15 protein-coding genes and 1 riboswitch are annotated in these 14590 nt (G+C 59.8%); of the genes, 7 read left to right on the top strand and 8 right to left on the bottom strand.

Annotated elements, in window-relative coordinates:
- Positions 1 to 348: 348 nt before the first annotated feature.
- From L248_RS06315 to L248_RS06300, 4 genes are read left to right on the top strand one after another with little or no spacing between them, the layout of a single operon-like run.
- Complete coding sequence (locus L248_RS06315; protein WP_022529306.1) at positions 349 to 765, top strand: pyridoxamine 5'-phosphate oxidase family protein; 417 nt, start codon at positions 349 to 351, stop codon at positions 763 to 765.
- Between the two features lie 44 nt (positions 766 to 809).
- Complete coding sequence (locus tag L248_RS06310; protein ID WP_022529305.1) at positions 810 to 1787, top strand: ring-cleaving dioxygenase; 978 nt, start codon at positions 810 to 812, stop codon at positions 1785 to 1787.
- Between the two features lie 3 nt (positions 1788 to 1790).
- Entirely contained in the window at positions 1791 to 2456 is a 666-nt protein-coding gene (locus L248_RS06305; RefSeq protein ID WP_022529304.1) for an alpha/beta hydrolase, read from the top strand.
- Positions 2457 to 2461: 5 nt separating this feature from the next.
- Positions 2462 to 3433, top strand: a complete 972-nt coding sequence (locus tag L248_RS06300) for an NADP-dependent oxidoreductase (RefSeq protein ID WP_022529303.1) — start codon at positions 2462 to 2464, stop codon at positions 3431 to 3433.
- 54 nt (positions 3434 to 3487) lie between these two features.
- Here the strand turns inward: L248_RS06300 and alr are convergent, their stop codons facing one another.
- On the bottom strand, positions 3488 to 4603 hold the full coding sequence (gene alr / locus L248_RS06295; protein WP_040535286.1) for an alanine racemase: 1116 nt from the start codon (positions 4601 to 4603) through the stop codon (positions 3488 to 3490).
- Between the two features lie 186 nt (positions 4604 to 4789).
- Here alr and L248_RS06290 point away from each other — a divergent pair, with 186 nt between their 5' ends.
- The 3 genes from L248_RS06290 (at position 4790) to L248_RS06280 (ending at position 8374) form a co-directional block, all read left to right on the top strand.
- A complete protein-coding gene (locus L248_RS06290) occupies positions 4790 to 5620 on the top strand; it encodes a hypothetical protein (protein WP_022529301.1) in 831 nt (276 codons plus the stop codon).
- Positions 5621 to 5702: 82 nt separating this feature from the next.
- Positions 5703 to 5886, top strand: a riboswitch (Lysine riboswitch).
- A gap of 116 nt (positions 5887 to 6002) precedes the next feature.
- Positions 6003 to 7625, top strand: a complete 1623-nt coding sequence (locus tag L248_RS06285) for an ABC transporter permease subunit (RefSeq protein ID WP_040535284.1) — start codon at positions 6003 to 6005, stop codon at positions 7623 to 7625.
- A gap of 2 nt (positions 7626 to 7627) precedes the next feature.
- Positions 7628 to 8374 carry an amino acid ABC transporter ATP-binding protein gene (locus L248_RS06280; protein WP_022529299.1) on the top strand — a complete coding sequence of 249 codons (747 nt, stop codon included), beginning with the start codon at positions 7628 to 7630 and terminating at the stop codon, positions 8372 to 8374.
- Between the two features lie 68 nt (positions 8375 to 8442).
- Here L248_RS06280 and L248_RS06275 read toward each other — a convergent pair whose 3' ends face one another.
- The 7 genes from L248_RS06275 to L248_RS06245 all read right to left on the bottom strand — a co-directional run bounded on the left by L248_RS06275 (position 8443) and on the right by L248_RS06245 (position 14565).
- Positions 8443 to 8649 (bottom strand): hypothetical protein, encoded by a 207-nt coding sequence (locus L248_RS06275; RefSeq protein WP_040535281.1) that lies wholly within the window; start codon positions 8647 to 8649, stop codon positions 8443 to 8445.
- A 35-nt stretch (positions 8650 to 8684) separates the two neighbouring features.
- Positions 8685 to 9065, bottom strand: coding sequence for a hypothetical protein (locus L248_RS06270; protein WP_040535279.1), 381 nt, complete (start codon positions 9063 to 9065; stop codon positions 8685 to 8687).
- A 53-nt stretch (positions 9066 to 9118) separates the two neighbouring features.
- Positions 9119 to 11467 (bottom strand): ABC transporter permease, encoded by a 2349-nt coding sequence (locus L248_RS06265; RefSeq protein ID WP_022529296.1) that lies wholly within the window; start codon positions 11465 to 11467, stop codon positions 9119 to 9121.
- Positions 11454 to 12134: an ABC transporter ATP-binding protein gene (locus L248_RS06260; protein WP_022529295.1), complete on the bottom strand. Its 681-nt coding sequence runs from the start codon at positions 12132 to 12134 to the stop codon at positions 11454 to 11456. The genes L248_RS06265 and L248_RS06260 overlap by 14 nt, the downstream gene beginning before the upstream one ends.
- Before the next feature lie 62 nt (positions 12135 to 12196).
- Positions 12197 to 13207, bottom strand: coding sequence for a sensor histidine kinase (locus L248_RS06255; protein WP_040535277.1), 1011 nt, complete (start codon positions 13205 to 13207; stop codon positions 12197 to 12199).
- Entirely contained in the window at positions 13194 to 13847 is a 654-nt protein-coding gene (locus L248_RS06250; RefSeq protein ID WP_022529293.1) for a response regulator transcription factor, read from the bottom strand. The genes L248_RS06255 and L248_RS06250 overlap by 14 nt, the downstream gene beginning before the upstream one ends.
- A gap of 25 nt (positions 13848 to 13872) precedes the next feature.
- Positions 13873 to 14565 carry a CPBP family intramembrane glutamic endopeptidase gene (locus L248_RS06245; RefSeq protein ID WP_022529292.1) on the bottom strand — a complete coding sequence of 231 codons (693 nt, stop codon included), beginning with the start codon at positions 14563 to 14565 and terminating at the stop codon, positions 13873 to 13875.
- Positions 14566 to 14590 lie beyond the last annotated feature (25 nt).

Genomic DNA, 14590 nt, shown 5'->3' with positions numbered 1-14590 from the left:
GACGCCCGCCAGCCTCCGGGCCCAAATCGCCTACATCCTGCGCAATCGTAAAATCTTTGGTACGAGGACATATTCCCAGAGTACCGACTGCCCGGTTCGCCCCCGCCCGCGGAGCCCGTAGTCACCCGGGTCCAGACCAGACAATAACATTCACCGATAACACACGCGTCGTTCGTTCCTTAGAACGGGGCGTTATTTTTTTGCCTTCAGAGTGAGCACCACCCCGGTATTTTCTGGGCAAACGTGCTAATCTAGTATTGTAGAACTCTGTAGAGTGTTCTATAATGGCTGACAATTATTGAAGAGACGCTGACCCGCCTCCGATTTTAGAAAAGGACGTGTTATTTTATGGCAAAACTCACCCAAGAAATGAAAGACTTAATGGACAAAGGCCTCGCCTTTCTCGCTACTGCTGATGAAAACGGCAACCCCCAAGTTGGACCGAAGGGCACGATGCGTGTCTTCGACGACGAGCACCTGATCTATAACGAAGAGACCGGCCGGCAGGCATGGCACAACATCCAAGCCACGGGTAAAGCCGCAGTTGCGTTCCACCCGACCCCGGGTCTGAAAGGCTTCCGGGTCGAGGGCCGGGCGACGACCTATACCGATGGCCCGTACATGGAGAATGCCAAACAGTTCGTCGAGGGGACGAAGCTGCCTCAACCGATGGCTGCCGTTGTCATTACCGTGGATCGCATCGTCACTTTGGATGCCGGTCCCAACGCCGGTACCGAGATCGCCAACGACCCGGTCAAAGACTAAAACTGAATCGCTAACGCAGCAGTCAAGAGGGAGGAGCCCATCTCATGAGTGAAACCGCATTGGCACCAGAAAACACATTGCTTGGCGTCCATCACGTCACCGCCATCACCAGCGACGGCCAGAAGATATTCGATTTCTTCGCTAAAGTCCTGGGGATGCACCTGATCAAGAAGACGGTCAACCAGGACGATGTCGAGACGTACCACTTGTACTTCACCGATGACAAGGGGGCGCCGGGGACGGACATGACGTTCTTCGACTTCCCCGGCATTCCCAAGGGGATCAAGGGGACCAACTCAATTTCTCGGGTCTCCTTCCGGGTGCCCAACGATGCCGCACTGGACTATTGGGCACAACGCTTCACGGAGAACGGTATCGCCCACGAGGCAATCGGGACGGAATTCGGGGCTAAGGTCCTGCCCTTCCACGATTTCGACGATCAGCAGTACCAGCTGATTTCGGACGAGACCAACCATGGCGTGCCCGGCGGCACCCCGTGGCAGAAGAGTCCGGTACCGCCCGAATTCGCCATCCAAGGCTTGGGGCCGGTGCGGGTCACCGTGTATAACAAGGAACACTTCGACTTGCTGCTGCGGACTGTGATGGGGTTTGAGAAAGTGGCCGAAGAAGGCCAGAAGACCCTTTACGAAGTCAACCACGGCGGCCATGGCGCTCAAATCGTTCTGGAACACCGGGAAGATCTGCCCCTGGCCGTGGAAGGGTACGGCAACGTGCACCACGCTGCGTGGCGGGTACCGGACCGGGGCCGCTTGGATTTCTGGATCTATCGTCTGCAATCCTTCGATCTGCCCCAATCCGGGTTCATCGACCGCTTCTACTTCAAGTCGGAATACTTCCGGGCGGCGCCCCAGGTGCTGTTCGAGATTGCAACCGACGGCCCGGGCTTTCTTCAGGATGAGACTTATGAGGAAGCCGGCATTCATCTGGAACTGCCGCCTTTCTTAGAGCCCCATCGGGAAGAAATCGAAGCGAAGCTGCATCCGCTGAATACGGAGGTGTGAGCCATGGCGTTACTGGGACACGATATCATCTACGCATACCAGCCGGGGCGGGCCGATTACCGGCCGGTCCTGCTGCTGCACGGTACCGGCGGCGATGAGCACGACCTGATGGCCATTGGCATGGGGCTCTTCCCCGATAGTCCGCTCATCGGCCTGCGCGGCCGCTTGCGCGAACAGGGGCAGACTCGCTACTTCAAGCACACGCCCGGCGGCGGCTTCGATCAGCAAGACTTGGTGGCGGGAGAAAAATGGCTGCTCAACAGCATGGTCGCCTTAATGAATCATCTGCAGCTGCCCAAGACCCCGCCCATCGTGATCGGCTACTCCAACGGGGCCAACATTGCGGCTGACTTGATGCTCCGGGGTGGCCCAGTCTTCTCCGCGGCGATTCTGCTGCACCCGATGGTCGTCGGCGACCCGCTGCCCCAGCGAGACGGCCAGCCGCTGGCCGGTGTGCCTGTCTGGCTGTCCCACGGCCGGGGCGACGACATCGTCCCGGTGCCGACGTTCAACGGGCTGGTCCAGGCCTTCGCCGATCAAGGCGCCCAGGCCTTTACTTACGCCAGTGACGCCGGCCACCAGATCACCCTGCAAGAAATCGAAGGCGCTCGACTTTGGCTGGACCGGTTAGAACAGCCGGCGGGTCCGGCCGCAGAAGGGAAGGCGTAACACCAATGCATGCATTTGGATTTGATCATTTTGGCGGACCGGATGTTTTTCAAGCGATTGAGAAACCGACACCGACACCCAAGGCCGGTCAAGTGGCGATTACGGTCATTGGCATCGGCTTCAACCCCTATGACGCCAGCTTGCGCCGGGGGGACCAGGCGGCGGCTCGGCCGCTGCCGTTTCCCATCATTCCCGGGCAGGACGTGGTTGGCAAGATCAGTGCCTTGGGAGAAGGGGTCACCGACTATGCTGTCGGTGATATCGTCATGAACCACCGGCCGTTACGCGGCTACTCAGAAGTGGTCACCGCCTCCCTGGCGAAGATTGCCCCGAAGTGCGGCGCACTTTCCTTCCTGGACGCGGCCGCCCTGCCCAACGTGGGCACGGTCGCCTACGCCCTGGTCCATTCCCTGGGCCAGTTGCAGAAAGGCCAAAACGTGGCGGTCATCGGGGCCAGCGGCAGTGTCGGCAGCCTCGCCGTCCAACTGGCGAAATACGCCGGCGCCCACGTGCTGGCCGTCGCCGGTGAACGGCACGCCGACTTTCTCCGCTGGCTGACGCCGGACGACATCTTCCTGTACGACGGTGTCAGCAAGCGCGACAACGCCTGGGCCCAGCGCTTTGACCTGGTGGTGGATGCGGCGACCCAAGGCGCCAACGGTGAATTGGCCGCCTGGCTGGTGAAACCAGCCGGGATCATCACCACGGTGGGGGAACCCAGCACGATCCCCGCCGCCGAAACAGTTACCGTTCTCGCTGCTGGCGGCAAGCAGGCCATCAGCGACCACGATATCTTGATGTATTACAACCACATGGCCGATACTTTCGGCCTGACAGTGCGAGTGGCGAAGAACGTGCCGTTCGGCGTCGGCGGAGTCCAGGAAGCTCACCAATTACTGGATGCTGGCGGTGTGGCGGGTAAAATCGTGGCTGTCCGGCCCCATGGTCGGACGACCCGGCATACGCCTCATGCATAACCGCAATCAAAAATCCCAGCCGTCACGGCTGGGATTTTTTCATGGGACGAGCATTTAGTCGGTCAGCAGACGGGGCAGCCGATCAGAAAACTGAATCGACAAGTCCCACGCGGCAATTCCCGTGAACTTCGCCATATCCGCCAAAGTGATGCGGCGGTCGCCATCTTGGCCGAGGATTGTAACCGGAGTGTGCACCGGCAGCGGGCCAGGTAGGCGGACCATCATGGCGTCCATGGTCAGTTTACCGACGATGGGGCAGGGCTGACCGTTAATGAGGACCGAGAAGCCCCTCAGCTTGATGTTCAAACCGTCGCCGTAACCGATGGGTACTGTTCCGATCCACTGGTCAGTGTCCGTCATATACGTGTGGCCGTACGAAACGCCCTCACCCGCAGGTACTTTCTTCACCATGATCAGTTCGGATTCCAACCGTTCAATCTGGGCCAAGTAATCATCCGGCCGGACGGTCCCTTCAGACGGTTCGAGGCCGTAGAGGGCCGTGCCGATGCGGACGACATCGGTGGGCACCTCCGCCGCGTGGTAAATTGCCGCGCCGGAGTTGGCCACGTGCACCATCGGCGGTTCCGGCAGGCCGTCGGTCAAGGTGTGCCAACGCGCGACTTGGCGGTGGAAGTAATCGGTGGCCACGATGTCCGAATCGGCGAAGTGGGTCATGAGGCCTTGGTAAGTGAACTGCGCGGGCCGCTCTTGCAGGTATTGGATACTGGCGGCGAGTTCCGCCCGGTCCCGGGTGCCGATGCGGGCCATACCGGTGTCGACGGCCAGGGAGACCAGCAAGGGGGCTGGGGTGTCCGCTAAATAAGCCGCCGCTTCTTGCAGCCAAGAGAGGCTGGCGACGGTGACGATGAAGTGCTGTTCGGCACACAACCGGGCATCGGTGGCACTGATCAGGGACATGATCAGGATTGGGGCGGTAATGCCTGCTTCCCGCAGGGCCAACCCGTCATCCACGACGGCCACGGCCAGGCCTTGGGCGCCGCCGTGGAGGGCCGCCTGGCTGACCGGCAGCAGGCCGAAGCCGTAAGCGTTGTCCTTAACGGCGGCGAAGATGAAGCGGGCCTGGGCCGCCTTCTGAACGACCGCAATATTATGGGTAATGGCTTTCTGAGAAATGAGGAGCCGAGTGGGCCGGTGGCGTGCGACAACCATCGTATCCGCTTCCTTTCTAATCGTATCGCAATGTGACAATGCGTTCATTATACGTGGCGAACTTCCCGGAGGCAAATCTGACAGCCGTCCAAGTTGGGTCCAACTGGTTGAAGCGGTGCCTGATTAGTGGGAAAATGAAGCCGCTGGCATGTTAACGGTTACACGATAACGGGGAGGTCAACTGATTTGGATATCAAGAAACAAATGGTCGGCGGCGCGGTCCTGCTGCTGTCCAGCATTGTGCTGGTCGGCCATACCGTGATTGACCACGCTGCCAAGGCGGCGGTCCCGGCTGCGGTCAAGAGCAGCCGCCGCGAGTCCGCTGCGGATCACCAATTGACTGTGGCCCGGCGGCAGGCGGCTAAGCACCGCGCTGCTTATCTTGTCGGAAATCAAGGCCGGCCCGTGGTCTACACCGGTGCCGGGGCCGCTTATACCGCCAAACTGGCGACGGCCCTCAAGACAGAGGCCCGGCTGGTGGATGCGGTGGTCCGCGGTCTGGTGGTGCAGACGACGGATGCCCCCTTCGAGCACACGGCCCACACGCTGTACACCCTGTTTGTGACGGCGGTCTATGCTGGCGATGCTGCCCTGAAGGGGCAGACTGTGCCGATCTTGACCGTGGGCGGCAGGATTCAAAGGGCGGAATTGGCTGCCCAGCGGTCGCTGAAGGCAGCCGCAGCAAAAGAACAACAGACGGCTGCGCAATTGAACGACGTCACGCTGGTGCGGGCTGATGGTTTTGACCCGGCAACGCCGGGAGACGAGATCGTCGCCACGTTGACGAAGGTCCCGAGTCCCGCCTTGCAGCAGGATGTGTACATGACCATTTCGCCAGAATGGTTTTTCTACAAGCCGCAGGGGACGGCGCAATTCGTGATGCACGCCCAGCCCACGCTGGCGGAGATCACCGCCGGCAGTCATGGTTATCTGCAAGGTCCAGACGCGCGCACCACCCGCGGGCAAATTGTGGCGGATGTGAATACCATGGTGCGGACTGGACGGATTCCGGACTAACATCCTCATTTTCTAAAAATTAGTGCTTGACAGGGCCCCGCTTCTCCAGTAGTATGGTCGCCAGACAGCTAAATAACTACCACGAAGAAATAGAGGTTGCGGAATCTATGATGGTCCTGGAGCATGCGGATGCGCTGAAGGGACCGGGGGAGATGCCGCCGAAATGGATGATGGGCCGCACCGTTATCTGTTGGGGCCGTTGGGGAATACCCGCGGAACTGTCTTGGCCGCCAAGTCACTTGGCCCCAAGGAGCGCTATTCTGGTTCTTGCACGATGAAGAATTAGTCTGAGGCCTTTGTTGAATTCCACTGAATTTGACAAAGGCCTTTTTGGTTCTCTATTTCCCCTCGGTGGTGCATACATTGAAGGGAGAGCAATTAGATGTCGCATATGTTGAAGAAATGGTGGGCCGCTCTGGCGGTCCTGGTGGTGGGCATCGGCGTCGCCGGTGCATTGCACCGTACGCCGGTACAGGCTGCGGGCAAGGATAACGGGGAGTTCAAGGTCGGCATGGAAGCCGGTTACGCCCCGTTTAACTGGACCCAAAGCGACAGCAGTAATGGCGCCGTGAAGATTCAAGGCTCCAATGAGTATGCCAACGGGTACGATGTGCAGATCGCCAAGCGGATCGCCAAGGCACTGGGCAAGAAGCCGGTCGTCGTGAAGACGGATTGGGACGGCCTGCCCCCCGCACTCACTTCGGGTAAGATCGACGCCATCATTGCCGGCATGTCACCGACGCCGGAACGGCGCAAGACCATCGACTTTACTAATACGTATTACGTTTCTAATATGACCATGGTCGTGCGTAAGGACGGCAAGTATGCCAATGCCACTTCGCTTAAGGACTTCAAAGGGGCTAAGATTACCGGCCAGCTGAGCACGTCGGATTACGACGCGATTGATCAGATCAAGGGCGTTATCAAGGAACCGGCGATGAATAACTTCCCCGCCATGCGGGCGGCGATCGAGTCCGGCACCATTGACGGGTATGCGTCCGAGATTCCAGAAGGCAGTTCCGCAGAGGCAGCCAACCCGAACCTAAAGATGATCCATTTCGCCAAGGGTCAGGGCTTCAAGACCAACCCCGACGAAAGCGACCTGGCCATCGGGGTGCGCAAGGGGTATGAATATAAGGCCAAGATCAATGAAGTCTTAGCGGGCATCTCGCAAAAAGAGCGAACCCGCATCATGAACGAAGCCGTGGCAAATCAGCCGTCGACGGGTAACACCGGCAACTGGTTCGTCGGTTTGATGCAGCAATACGGCGGCATGCTCCTGCGGGGCACCGGCATGACCATTCTGCTGGCCGTTGTCGGGACACTGGTGGGCTTCATCATCGGCCTGCTGGTCGGCATCATCCGCACTATTCCTCGTCCGCGGAGCATGGGCAAGCGCGGTCTCTTACGTTTCTTCGATTGGCTCTTGGCCGTATACATCGAAGTCTTCCGGGGCACGCCAATGATCGTGCAAGCGGCTGTCCTGTATTATGGTTCGGCTCAGGCCCTGCACTTGAGCATGGACCGTACGGTAGCTGCGCTGGTTATCGTCTCGATCAACACCGGGGCGTATATTTCTGAAATCATTCGCGGGGGCATCACCTCCGTGGACAACGGCCAGTTCGAGGCCGCCAACGCCCTGGGCATGACCCACTTCCAGATGATGCGCAAGGTCATCCTGCCCCAGGCCGTCCGCAATTCACTGCCGGCCGTGACCAACGAGTTCATCGTGAACATCAAGGATACGTCCGTACTGAGTGTCATTTCTGTCTCTGAACTGTTCTTCTCCGGGGAGACCATCGCCGGACAGAACTTCCAATTCTTCCACACGTACCTGGTCATCAGTGCCATCTACCTGATCATGACCTTCACCATCTCCCGGGCCTTCCGGCTGATTGAGAAGCACATGGATGGGCCGAAAAACTATAACGTTATGAATAACCAGATGCAGGTCGAGACGCCCCACATTGGCGGCACGACGACGGCGAGAAAGGACGCGGAATAAGTATGAAAGACGAAATGATCCTGCAAGTGCAAAACCTGCATAAGTCCTTCGGCGACCACGAGGTGCTGAAAGACATCAACCTGGACGTGCACAAGGGTGAAGTGATGTCCATCATCGGCGCGTCCGGTTCCGGCAAGTCCACCTTGCTGCGGAACATCAACCTGTTGGAGCAGCCCACCGGCGGCGACATTCTCTTCCACGAGAAGAGTATCTTGAGCGATGATTTCGACGTCACCCTCTACCGGGCCAAAGTCGGTATGGTGTTCCAGAGCTTCAACTTGTTCAATAATTTGAACGTGCTGCAAAACGTGATGGTCGGCCAGACCACCGTCCTCAAGCGGGACGCCGCCGCGGCCAAGACCCACGCGATGGAATTGCTGGAGCGGGTCGGCATGGCGCCCTACGTCAACGCCAAGCCCGACCAGCTCTCCGGCGGCCAGCAGCAGCGGGTCGCCATCGCCCGGGCCGAAGCGATGGACCCGGAGGTGCTGCTGTTCGATGAACCCACTTCCGCGCTGGATCCCGAGATGGTGGATGAAGTGCTGAACACCATGTCCAGCCTGGCGCACACCGGCTTGACGATGATCATCGTCACCCACGAGATGCAATTTGCCCGGGACGTGTCCGACGTCGTCTGCTTCATGAACGACGGTGTCCTGGCCGAGACCGGTACGCCGGAACAGATCTTCGAGCACCCGCAGGAACAGCGGACGCAGGAGTTCTTGAAGCGGTATTTGAGCCGGGTGTAATACGGTAGAGGAAGAAAATACGCCGCGACCTCCATGATGAGGCGCGGCGTATTTTTGTACGCTGATAGTCACGAATTGTACCCGACCATAAGGAGCCAGGCGCCGCCATAGAGGGCAACACCGGCCAGAGCAGCGAGCAGGACGTAGATGAACGCCTTGACCCCTCCGTGGATCGTGGCCTGGCGATGAATCAGGTAGGCCAGCAAGATACTGGCGAGGAGCAGTGTTAAAGGAATCAGGAGAAGTGGGAGACGGGGCAAGAAAGCACGGAACATGGGCGGCACCTCGTTTCTAGTGAATAATCTTCCAGTCAGACAGCCCGATGCTGGAAAGCGCGGACCACGATCAAGACCAGCCAAGTCACGTAAGCGATGGTCAGCAGCAGCACCAGCCCAATCAGTAGGAGGGCGATTGGGAACCATAGTTCACTCAGTGTCAGTGGATCCGGCAGTCCCAGTGCGGCCAGCACGGCGGCACCGGTGAAGAGTGCCGCGCCGTGGGCTGCTCGGCTGGCCTGGCGACTATGCCAGGCGCCAGCGGCAAAGCTGCCGGCGGTGAGCAGCAGGACGAGGAGCAGCCAGAGCACCGGCTGGCCGGGGCCCGCTTGGCTGAGAGAGTAAAGAACGGCAGAGAGAAACAGGATATCAACCATTGCTGAGAAAGCGGCGACGCATTGGGCAAGACGGGTCATGGGATCCTTCCTTTCGTCTGCAAGCTACTGATAGCGTATGCCGTTGGGACCGGTCACGTCAAGCGGAGCCAGTGGTCAATGTTTTGGCGGCGGATCATGCGGTAGCTGACCAGGCTGAACACAGCCCAGACGACGAATAGGATGAACACAACGATGCCGATTTCCAGCCAGGGAATGGCAAAGGCCACCTCGTAAATGGTGCTGAGCCGCTTCAATAGCACTTGGTTCAACAGTGTGCCCAAAACACTGCCCCAGATTAAGCTGATGAGCAGTAACCGGCCATTCTCGAGACCTAAGAGACGGGTCACTTGTCCCGGGGTCGTGCCAATGGCCTGCAGCATCGCCAGTTCACGCCGGCGTTGCAGCAAGTTGGCAAAGATATGGTTGATGATATTGGCTAAACTGACCAGGCTGAGAAGCGCCAAGAAGCCGTATACCATGACTTGGATAGCTGTCAGCAAGGCCATACTTTTTTCGTCATTGGCGACCACATCGTAACCGTCCGTGGGCATCAAGTTTTGCAGCTTCTTGAATGTCACACCGTGCTGGCGGGTATCGCGCAGCATGATGTTGTATTCCACTGTTGGCGATTCGATTTTCGTTTTCTTCAGCGAGCGGGCCAAGATGCTTTCTGAAATAACGACACCGCCGTTGTACGACGCAGCGGCGCGTAATAAGGGCGTATCGGCGGGAACAGTTTTGCTGACTGTCAGCTTGCCGAGTTCGGCGAAGTCTAAGGGACCGCTAAACTGGGTGGGGAAGCCCCACACTTGGCGCCGCTGGCCCTTGGTGATGACCCGGTGCGACGGGTTCAGCAAGACGACTTGGCCGTTGAATTGGCTGGCGAACGTTTTGTCCGGTACTACGAAGACCGGCACAATATTACTCGCGAACCCCGGGGGCCGTTTGTTGATTTGAAAGTCGTAGCGCTTGGTCGCCAAGCTAGCTTGGACATTATCCGTCCGGTCAATAGCCGTTGCGATTGTGTCGAAGTGAGGGGTGTCCGGCAGGGTGAAATAAAGGTCAGCACCATGGCCGTAATCGGTGACGGTATCTTTAAGGACGGCCCGGGCAAAGCCGGTAAAGCCGACAAAGATGAGGATCGAGACACTTAACGTGGCGATCATGGTCCAGCGCGTCCCGCTGTTGCGCCGATAATTCTTAGCGGCTAAACGGCTGAGGGGTGTGGGCATGAGTCGGCCCCATAAACCGGTCCGCATTTGCCAGGAACGTAACCGGGGGGTCGCCAGGTTATCCCGGACGGCGACGAGCGGCGTCACGCGGGCCGCCCGCTGAGCTGGCCGGGCGCTGGCCAGGAACGTTACGATGATCATGAAGACGGCACTGCCAATGAGAGCCCACGGACTGAGGGTGAAGTAGAGATGGAAAGGAAATTTGCTGTTACCAAAATTCCGGTTGAGCAGTTCTAGAACGACGGCGATGCCGCCGGTACCCGCTAGATAGCCCAGCCCAAGCGCAGGCAAAACCAGCGCCAGGGCCTCCCGATAGACGAGCTGCCGGACCTGTTTGGGTGTGGCCCCAATCGACCGTAAGAGACCGTACCGTTGGGTGCGGGCCCGAACGCCCAAGTTGATGCTGGTGTAAATCATCATGCCAGCGGCCAGTCCAATGACAATGAGGGCAAAAAGCAGCAAGCCGCTAACGGTGACCATATCCCGCAGGTTGCCGCCGGCCCCGAGCCAACTGAGCGCGCGGTCGTTGAATGAAATTTTGGTGGCCGCTTGGTTGACGCCATTGGCCGTCGCCAGGGCTTGGACGCGCTGCTGAAGGCGGGTCACACTGGCGAAGCTGCCGGCGATACTGACGGTACCGGTGCTGGGTTGATCGTTATACGTGATCCAGCGGTAGGCGCTAGAAAACGTGTGATAGCCGTTAATCACGCCAACGATCCTGAACGAGCGGTTTTTCCCAGCTATGGTGAGGCGGATGGTTTCCAGTTTGATTGGTTTCCCAGAGCGGGCATCGGAGGGGACAACCAGTTCAGACGGGGTACGCGGCAACCGGCCAGCCACGAGTTGGGGGCCGACTAATTGTCGCAGGGCGGTTGGGTCCATACCGACCAAGTTTGCTCCGTTGCCCACGTAGTTCTGGTACCCTTTCGGCAGGGCCGCTGTCCCTAAGTTAGAAAAAGCCAAGGAGCGGGTTACGGCAGGGTCCTGGCGCAGTTTTTGCACGTTGGCCCGAGGCACATCCTGGATGACAAACTGCATCCCGCCCGTATCCTGAATACTATATTCGTACAAGTTTTTCTGGCTGCTGGTAAACCCCACCAAGGTCGCCACCACCAGCGTCGCTGCGATGCCCATGGACACGATCGTCAACAGCGTCCGGCCCATTTCTCCCTGCAAAGTGCGCTTGGTCAGGCGGTTAATGATGCCCATTGCCGCCACCTCCAGTCAGCTTACCGTCGGTGATGGTCAGGACCCGGTCAGCCTGGGCCGCGATGGCCGGGTCGTGGGTGATGACCACCAGGGTCTGGCCACGGGTGGTGTTGGCCGCCCGGAGCAGGGCCATAATTTCTTGGGAATTGCGCTGATCCAGATTGCCGGTGGGCTCATCGGCGAGGACGATCGCCGGGTGGTTGATCAGCGCCCGACCGATGGCGACCCGCTGCTGCTGGCCGCCGGAGAGCTCGCTGGGCAGGGCCCCGGCCTTCTCCGTTAAGCCCAGGGTGGCCAAGAGGTCGCTCAGTTCGGCCCCGGGAATCTTGCGCCCGTCCAAGTCAGCGGGCAGCGTCATATTCTCCTGTACTGTCAGGGTGGGCAGGAGGTTGTAGAACTGATAAATAAGGCCCACTTGGCGGCGGCGGAAGATGGCCAGCTGGGTCTCGTTCAGGGCGAAGACGTCGGTATCGTACAGCTGGACCGTCCCGCTGGTGGGCTTGTCGACGCCGCCCAGCAGGTGCAGCAGGGTGGACTTGCCGGAGCCCGACGGCCCGACGATGGCCACGAACTCCCCGGCAGCGATTGCCAGGTTGGCGTGGTTCAGCGCCGGGATCTCCTCCCCGGTGTATTGTTTCGTCAATTCATGCGCAGTTAAGATCGCCATGATGTACTCCCCTTTCTCACCCCCTATGCTACCGAGTCTAAGTGACAGACAAGTGACGGCGCTTACGTGTACAGGGAGAAAGTGAACGTCACCCCGGCTGCGGTGTTGGCGGCGGCCAGGTGGCCGTCGCTGGCTTGGGCGATGCCGGCGGCGATGGCCAGGCCAATGCCGATGTTGTTGGGATCGCTGTGGACGCCGCGGTAGAAGCGCTCGAAGAGGTGGGGCAGGTCCTGGGGCGCGATGGCGGGCCCCTGGTTGGTGATGGCAATGGTCGGCCCCATGGGGGTGGCCGCGGCCGTCACCGTCAGGGTGGAACCGGCTGGAGCATGTTCACTGGCGTTCTTCAAGACGTTGATGACGGCTTCCCGGAAGAGGGCCGGATTGACCTTCAGCGTTAGACCGGCAGGCACGTGCCAAGCCACTTGCAGCTGCTTGTCGCTGATCAGCGGCAGCAGCGGGTTGAGACTGGCCTTGAGCAGAGCGTCAGCCGTGACCGCCTCCTTCTGCTGACTGAGGGTGTGGGTGTCGACCCGGGCCAGCAGGATTAGCTGGGCAACAAGCTGGGCTAGCCGGTCGTTCTGACGAATGAGTGCCGCCTGGGTGGTCGCGGCGTTGGCCGCCGTAAGCAGCTCGCTTAGGTTGCCGATGGCCGCAATGGGCGTGCGCAGCTGGTGGGCAATATCCGTAATCGCCTGGGTCAGCTGGTCCCGGTCGCGCTGCAAGTCGCTGCGCAGCGCCGCGGTCTCCCGCACGTAGTGGTAGAGCTGGTTGTTCAGTTGAGAAAACAGCCCTTCATCGTTCAGCGTGATCGTGTAATCCGTGTGCCCCTGGCGGGCGGCGGCCAGCTGGTCGTTGGCCTGGATCAGGCCGGCCAGCGTCTGCCGGCTCCAGCGCCGGACCAAGCCGGCGGTGAGCAGCGCAGCCAGGCCGAACAGCCCAGCCAGCAGCCAGACGTTTGCATCCGTGACCCACCACAGCACCGCTTCGCTCAGCCCGAAGAGCAGCAGCAAGCCCCCGCCTAGCCGCCACGCTGTCCGAGTTTCCGGGGCCCAGCCCCAGTTATTTTTCTGCATTAAGGAAGTACCCCATGCCCCGCACCGTCTTGATCAGCTGGGGCCGGGCGGGGTCGGCCTCCAGCTTCTGGCGGAGGCGCTTAATGGCCACCGTCAGAGTGTTATCTTCCACGAACGTGTCTTGAATATCCCACACAGCAGCCAGCAGCTGGTCCCGGGTGAGGATGGCGTTGGGGTGGGTGAAAAGATACGCCAGCAGGCGGTATTCGTTGGCACTGAGGGAGATCCGCTGACCGGCCCGGGTGACGGTCCGGGCGGCCGGGTCGAGGCGGACGCCCCGGAAGGTGAGGACGGCTGGGGGCAGCAGCTTGGCCAGCCGGGCCTGGAGAACCCGCAAACTAACGGGTTTGACGATATAATCGTCAGCCAGGGCGAGGCCCGCCAGCGTGGTCCGCTCGCTGTCGTTGGCGGTGAGGACAACAATCTTGGCGCTGAGAAGCGGCCGCCAGGTCTGCAGCCAGGCAAGGCCGTCACCGTCGGGCAAGGTCAGGTCTAACAAAATCACGGTGTAGTCCCGGGATTGCACAGCGGCCGTCGCACCCGCAAGATCAGGGACCGCCGTGACGGCGGTCTGGGGCTGGAAGTAGGCGGCCAGCGTCTGGCGCAGGACCGGTTCGTCTTCGATGATCAGGTAAGCCATGGCAGCGATTCCTTTCTTCCTGGGGCTAGCGCAGCAGGGCGAGTAGTGCGACGAGAACGGTGGAGAAATTGTACATGAAGTGGGTGGTGATGTTATACCAAATATTCTGCTGGCGGCGGTAGATGACAGCGAACGTGAGACCAATGAGCATGAACGGAATCGTTAAGATGACCACGCCCTGGACGTTGCCCCAGTGGAAAAAGCCGAAAATGACAGACGAGACCAGCATCATGACGATGCCCAGACCGCGGCGGGCCCGCCACTGGTAATAGAGTACATGGCGGAAGAAAAGCTCTTCATAGAAAGGCGCGGCCAGCAAAGCAGGCACGATAGCGATAATCAAGGGCTTCGTATTGGTGACCAGCGGGGCAATGTTCGCCGTCGTGCCGGTCTTCAGATGAGTGCTCAAGACGAGGACGAGGGTGAAGATGACGACGACGATCTTGATGGCCAAGGAGAGCAGCAAAAGCAGGAGCAGCCGGCGCCAGAGGTGGGTACGGAAGGCTCGCCAAGCAGGCTGGAGAATGTCCCAGTAGAGGGCCATCATGGCGATCATGGTGAGCACAGCGGCAATGGAGAAAATAATCACTTGGGTGAGAGCGGGGAGCTTCAGCACGGTGATGATCAGTTCGACTGCCAATTCAGCAGCGATGATCAGGACGGCGAGGCCGGTCTTGCGCCAGTCGATGCGGGGTGCAGGTTCGTCAGTGGGTGCCATGAAATAACCGCCTTTCTTCGATACT

It is taken from the genome of Schleiferilactobacillus shenzhenensis LY-73, assembly GCF_000469325.1.
In the GTDB taxonomy this organism is placed as follows: domain Bacteria; phylum Bacillota; class Bacilli; order Lactobacillales; family Lactobacillaceae; genus Schleiferilactobacillus; species Schleiferilactobacillus shenzhenensis.
Note: the sequence above shows the minus strand (reverse complement) of the source record. Positions and strands in the feature narration are given on the sequence as shown.